Origin of the sequence: Cellulomonas sp. (genome assembly GCF_036279715.1) — a bacterium.
In the GTDB taxonomy this organism is placed as follows: Bacteria; Actinomycetota; Actinomycetes; order Actinomycetales; family Cellulomonadaceae; genus Cellulomonas_A.
Genome location: NZ_DASUIR010000038.1, coordinates 1 through 5,697, shown reverse-complemented (window position 1 = coordinate 5,697; position 5,697 = coordinate 1). Strand labels below are relative to the sequence as shown.

Sequence of the window (5,697 nt, the reverse complement as noted above, 5' to 3'; positions counted from 1 at the left end):
ACGCGGGTCCCGCGGCGGGCGGCCACCCGGGCTCGACGCGGCCGCCTACCGCGGCCGCAACGTCGTCGAACGCCACTTCGCCCTGACCAGGCAATGGCGCGGCCTGGCCACCCGCTACGACAAGCTCGCCATCACCTACCGTGCCGCGATCATCCTGGCCGCCTGCATCACCTGGACACGCATATGGGAGACATGACCTAGTGATCAGCCAGCGTGAGCTGACCCCGCGAGCGCGGCACCAGTCACCCGACTCGGAGCACGTCTCGGTGGACAACTTCATGAACAGCCCCGTCTACGACGACGTCGTGGCCGAGGCCAGGGCGAGCCATGAGCAGGGAGGGCGCACGTCGTGAGGGAGATCCTCACCAGGGACCTCATCGTCGCGGCCGGCGCGGCACGGACGAAGGACGAGGCGATCCGTGAGGCCGGCGCTCTGCTGGTCGGCTCGGGCGCCGTCACTCCCGCGTACGTGGAGGCGATGCTCCAGCGCGAGGAGACGGTCTCGACCTACATGGGCAGCTCGCTGGCGATCCCGCACGGGACGAACGAGGCCAAGGAGTCGATCCTGCACTCCGCGGTCTCGCTGGTCAGGTACGAGAACCCGGTCGACTTCGGCCAGCATCTCCCGCGCGCGATCAGCCCATGGGCGACGCGGCGCCGAAGGGGGCACCTGAGCGCGGCGACCAGCCATCGGGGACCTTCACTCGCGCATGGACCACACCGAGCGCGCTCACCTCGCCATCGACCAGAACTGAGGAGAGGCTGAGCCCACTGCGATCACCGTCTCATGCTGCCGTCCGTCGAGGTGCTCCACGAGCCGCAGTGCCCGGGCGCGCGAGCGGGCGGGCCTGTCGGCCGGGCAACCGGCGTGAGCTCAGGACGTCGTTCTTGGGGTCGGGAGGCGGATCCCCTCGGCGACGAGTCTGCGACCGGTCAACCAGTCGTCGAGCGCGGCGGCGGGTACTGGCCGGCACATCAGGAAGCCCTGGGCCTGGTCGCAGCCGAGGCGAACGAGCTCGGTGTACGCAGCGTGGGTCTCGACGCCTTCGGCGACGATGCGCAGGTCCAGGCTGTGGGCCAGTGCGATGGTCGAGGCGACCAGCGCGGTGCTGCGGGGGTCTGCGGCCAACGGGGTGATGAAGGTGCGATCGAGCTTGAGCTCGTCGATCGGCAGGTCACGCAGGTAGCTCAGCGAGCTGTAGCCGGTGCCGAAGTCGTCGACGGAGATCTGGACACCGCTGCGACGCAGCCGGCTCAGGACCTCCCGCGCACGGACGCGGTCGGCCACCAGGAACTCCTCGGTGATCTCCAGCTGCAGGGCGGCCGGTTCCACGTCCCGGGCGACGAGCATGGCGGCGATCCGCTCGGGGAGGTCGGCGTCGACGAGCGAGCTGGCGGAGAGGTTGACCGCGACCGTCAGCCGTCGACCGGTCGCCGTCCATGCGGCGATCTGGTCAAGGGCGAGGGCGAGCACCACGGTCGTCATGGCCGGCATGAGGCCGCTGTGCTCGACCAGGTTCAGGAAGGCGTCGGGGCCGAGGAGCCCGCGCGTCGGGTGGTTCCAGCGCACCAGCGCCTCGACGCTGTTGACCTCCCCCGTGTCGAGGTCGATCTTGGGCTGGTAGTGCAGGACGAGCTCGTCGTTGTCGATCGCCTTCCTGAGCTCGTGCACCGACTGCAGCCGGAAGGTGCTCGCGGTGTCGTCGGCGCCACCGTAGGTGTGGTGACCCACGCCGGAGCTCTTGGCACGGTACATGGCGATGTCCGCCTTGCGCATCAAGGTGCTCAGGTCCGACCCGTCGTCGGGAGACAGTGCGATCCCGATGCTCACGCTGGTGTTCAGGACGAGGCCCTCCACGACGAACGGCCGCGCCAGGGCCTCGCGCAGCTTCACCGCGACCGCGGCGGCCTCGCCTGGGCCGGAGTCGTCGAGCAGGACCCCGAACTCGTCGCCGCCAAGCCGGGCGAGGATGTCGGCCGGGCGCAGGCGGCTGCGCAGCCGGGCGCCGACCTCGATCAGGACGAGGTCTCCTGCATGGTGGCCGAGGCTGTCGTTGACGTCCTTGAACTTGTCCAGGTCGAGCAGCAGGAGCGCTCGTCGTCGACCTGGTGCGTCCTGAAGGCGCGCCCTTCCTTCGAGGTGCAGGTACCGCCGGTTCGGCAGGCCCGTCAGGTCGTCGGTGGCGGCCTCTACTCGAAGGTTGGCGTCCCGGGCGACCATCCGGAAGGCGAGGTGGGCGCGAGCCGCGCCGGCGAGCAGGGTCAGTCCGGCAAGGACCACGGCGAGCGGCGGGATCTTGACCCAGGCCTCGGCGACGAGAATGCCGATCGCCGTGGTGGTCGCGAAACTCGTGACGGCGAGCGCGGGCGAGCGCGCCACATGGTGCGCGAGCGTGGCCACCTCCCGTTCCGAGGTGGTGCCGACCCAGACCGCGATGAGGGCGAGGCCGACCGGCCAGCCGGCGTCCAGCAACGAACCACCCGCGTACGTGCCGTTGGTGACCTGCCCCGCGTAGGCCACGTCCGTCGCGGCGAAGACCAGAAGCCCGACAACCAGGAGGGGCCATCGCCTCCCGAGCCGACCGGCGCCCAGGGCGACGATCCCACCGATCGCCGCGATCAGCACCACGTCGGACACCGGGTAGGCGAGCGCGACGGCGGTCGCCAAGGAGAACGAGCCGGTCAGCGCGGCGTCCAGCACCGGGTCCAGGACGATCGCCAGGACAGCGGCCGCGCCCAGCGATCCCACCATGGCGTCGAGCCACACCGTCGCCGCCTGGACCCGGGACCGGTGGTACATCCCCGCGCCGAGCGCGGCGACGATGACGGGGTAGAAGCCCAGGTAGCCGAGATCCGCCGGGGACGGGAACGGCAAGGAGCCGTCGGCGCCCATCATCGCGACGTAGTACGTGTTCCCGATGGCGAACGACGTCACACCGATCGTCGAGAGCCCCACGACGACTCGCCGAGCCCTGGCCTTCCAGGCGGCGAGCCAGCAGACCACGGCCGGCGCCCAGAACGTCAGCAGACCGAGCCAGGTGTTCACGAGACCGGTCTGCTGCACGCCCGGCAACACCAGCCCGCACGCGAACGCGACGACCAGCACGCCCATGACCCACGTCATCGTCGAACGAGCTCGGACAGTCCTGCTTGGAAGCACAGGTCCCTCGGTTCACGACCTATCGGCGTTCCCCAGCGGCGGTGTTCTCCACCGGTGGCGTTATCGACACCGCCCGCTGCTTCTTGAGGCCCCAGCCGGTACCGGCCCCAGACCGCCACGGGCCGGCGCCGGTACCGTCCCACGGCGCGGCTGATCCGCCGGCGCTCACCCTGCCGCTGTTCGCGGTCGACGCCGTCGTGGTTCAGCCGTCGGCCGGGTGCTGGTGCACAGCATCCAGGGCGTTCGTCACGAGCTGCGCGACGCGGAGGCCCGCGTCGGTCGGCCGGACGCGCACCTGCTTGCCGTGCCGCTGCCACGGCGTTCTGTCGATCAGCCCGCGCGTCTCGAGGTCGCGCAGCAGGACGTCCATCGCGTGGGACCGGGTGAGGATGTCATGCTCCGGCCCGATTCCCGCTTCGGAGTACGCGTCCACCACGGCCGAGAGTGCCTGGTACTGGGCGAGGGGCAGACCGTGGCGCGCCAGTGCCTGGGACGTGGCGAGGGCCCGCACGCCGGCAGGGCCTGTCGCAGCGTCAACGTGGGAGGTCGTCGCAGGCTGAGGCGTCATCGCGCGAGAACCGTCGTCGGCCACCGGTCGTCGCAGTCGGATCCGCGAGCGGTGACGACGTCGGGCGCCGCGTGTGCGAGCCGTGGGGCGAGCAGCCGGGCGGTCACCATGACGCTCGAACCGGCGCAGCGCGTGTCCACCGCCTCGAGGTCCGTGCCGAGGTGCCGTTGCAGGGCGCCGAGCAGATCGTGCGTCAGTGGATGCGCGAGCTCCAGGGCGGTGCCGATGGACCGGACGCCGCGGGCGGTGGCCTCTGAGACCACCAGGTGCACCAGCTGGGCGGCGCTGACCAGGCGCCCGTCGGCTGACGGCAGGACCAGTGGCACCCAGGCGTCCGTGGGATCGAGGTACCTGAACGCCACCGACACGCCGTGCGGTCGGCGGACGTGGCGAGTCGCACGCGTTGCCGACCCGGGCTCGTCGTCGCGGGGTCCGACCGACGTTGTTGCGCGCTCGCCGAGGACGGTAGGGGAGCGGGCTGTCATCTGGTCGTCCATGGGGTGGCCTCAGCGGGTGCGCGAACTCGCGTGCGTTCGCCAGAGCAGCGCTGGGCGGTGGCCTCACCCGACGTCTCCAACGTAGCACCGAAACCTCCGCGTCGACCGGGACCCCCGGGAGCAGTCTGCTGTCCCGAGTGAGGTTCGGCAGCGGTCTTCAGCCGCTGGGGAGGGTACGGGTGTAGACGATGTGTCTCGCGAGGTCGTGCAGCTTGAGGTTCTGGTCCTGGCTCAGCCGTGCCAGGACCGCGAAGGACCGCTTCGCCGAGAGCCCGTAGCGTTCCATCACGATGCCCATCGCCTGGCCGATGTGGTCCCGGCGAACCAGGGCGTCGCGGAACTGCGCCTGTCTCTCGGCACCGATGAGCGCCACGGCGGCGTGCGAGGCGAACAGCAGCGCGACGTGCTCGGAGTCGTCGTTGAAGGCGTGCGGGGACTCGCTGAGAAGGTTGAGCGCGCCGAGGTCATCACCCTCGACGAACAGCTGGACGCTGAGCATGCTGCCGGCGCCCAGCTCGCTGGCCCTGCGGCTGAAGCCCGGCCACCGCTGCTCCGTCGCCATGTCCGGCACCTGCACGGTCTGCTTCTTGTACAGGACGTCAAGGCACGGACCTTCTCCCGCGTCGTACTGAGCCTGGTCGGTCCTGCGGGGCAGCTCACTGGTCGAGGCGGTGGTGGTGACCTGTCGACGATTCTTGACCATGGAGATGCTCGCGTGCTGGGCACCGGGCACCGTGCCGACCGCTGAGCCGACGATCGCGTCCAGCGTGCCCTGAAGGTCGTCCTTGTGCTCGAGGTTCCGAGCGATCCGACTCAGGGCGACCGCGAGGTCCTCAGAGGTAGCGTCCCCTCGGTTGCTCCGGCTGGGCGAGGTGTCCTCACTTTCGGTGTCTGTCATCTCGCCGACCCGTGGGCCGCGCGTCGTCTGCCCCGAGGGACTCGGGTCCTTGAACGACGTCGGTCCCATCATGCTCCACGTCCAGTGGGTGAAGTGACAGGTCCGGTGCGCGCCGGGAGGCGAGGGCACGCGGCTGCACGAGTGATGACCAACCCAAGGGTGCCGCCGGCCCGCGAATATTCGAGTTGTCTGGGCCCTGGCCATGTCGATCGGGCGCACCCTCGAGGCGATGGAGCGTGAGGTCAGTGCGTGCGCCGTGCCCTCGCCCCGAGTGCGGCCGGGGTGTGTCACGACGGCACACTGCTTGCGGCCCCCGGAGCGCCTCGCTCGGCTTGCTTTGCCGCGTCACGCCTTCCAGGAGCTGGTCGCTCAGGGCGGGTCCGACGAACCGGGATGCTCCACGGGGTGACGTCTTCTCGGTATCGGGTCTTCAGTGATGTGCAGTGGGCTCGGGTGGAGCCGTTGTTGCCGTCGAACGCGGGTCGGCGGGGTCATCCGTTCGGTGAGGACCGTCGGGTGGTGGAGGCGATCGCGTACCGGTATCGGACCGGGATCCCGTGGCGGGACCTGCCGC

At 70.4% G+C, this 5,697-nt stretch carries 6 protein-coding genes and 1 pseudogene; 3 read left to right on the top strand and 4 right to left on the bottom strand.

Translation table 11 applies throughout. The features are described from left to right. Both VFW79_RS04220 and VFW79_RS16490 read left to right on the top strand, forming a co-directional pair. Nucleotides 1-196, top strand: a 196-nt coding sequence (locus VFW79_RS04220) for a transposase (RefSeq protein WP_329676066.1), incomplete at its 5' end; no start/stop codon positions are given. Continuing rightward, nucleotides 186-616, top strand: a pseudogene (locus tag VFW79_RS16490) (PTS sugar transporter subunit IIA); the annotation flags it as partial. The gene VFW79_RS04220 and the pseudogene VFW79_RS16490, both read left to right, overlap by 11 nt. A 258-nt stretch (nt 617-874) precedes the next feature. Here the strand turns inward: VFW79_RS16490 and VFW79_RS04205 are convergent. The 4 genes from VFW79_RS04205 to VFW79_RS04190 form a co-directional block, all read right to left on the bottom strand. Next, a complete protein-coding gene (locus VFW79_RS04205; RefSeq protein WP_329676064.1) occupies nt 875-3,124 on the bottom strand; it encodes a putative bifunctional diguanylate cyclase/phosphodiesterase in 2,250 nt (749 codons plus the stop codon). A gap of 238 nt (nt 3,125-3,362) precedes the next feature. Next, entirely contained in the window at nt 3,363-3,671 is a 309-nt protein-coding gene (locus VFW79_RS04200; protein ID WP_329676063.1) for a MarR family winged helix-turn-helix transcriptional regulator, read from the bottom strand. Between the two features lie 53 nt (nt 3,672-3,724). Further along, nucleotides 3,725-4,213, bottom strand: a complete 489-nt coding sequence (locus VFW79_RS04195; protein ID WP_329676062.1) for a hypothetical protein — start codon at nt 4,211-4,213, stop codon at nt 3,725-3,727. Nucleotides 4,214-4,382: 169 nt separating this feature from the next. Further along, the gene (locus tag VFW79_RS04190) at nt 4,383-5,123 is read right to left on the bottom strand and encodes a GAF and ANTAR domain-containing protein (protein ID WP_329676061.1); all 741 of its coding nucleotides are present in this window, start codon (nt 5,121-5,123) and stop codon (nt 4,383-4,385) included. A gap of 393 nt (nt 5,124-5,516) precedes the next feature. Between VFW79_RS04190 and VFW79_RS04185 the strand changes: the two genes are divergently transcribed. Beyond that, the coding region (locus VFW79_RS04185; protein WP_329676060.1) for a transposase at nt 5,517-5,697 on the top strand (181 nt) is incomplete at its 3' end.

What these genes read in the sequence shown, in the direction of transcription:
- VFW79_RS04205 (WP_329676064.1), bottom strand. Translation starts at nt 3,124, where the DNA reads ATGACGTGGGTCATGGGCGTGCTGGTCGTCGCGTTCGCGTGCGGGCTG.
- VFW79_RS04195 (WP_329676062.1), bottom strand. Translation starts at nt 4,213, where the DNA reads ATGACAGCCCGCTCCCCTACCGTCCTCGGCGAGCGCGCAACAACGTCG.
- VFW79_RS04190 (WP_329676061.1), bottom strand. Translation starts at nt 5,123, where the DNA reads ATGACAGACACCGAAAGTGAGGACACCTCGCCCAGCCGGAGCAACCGA.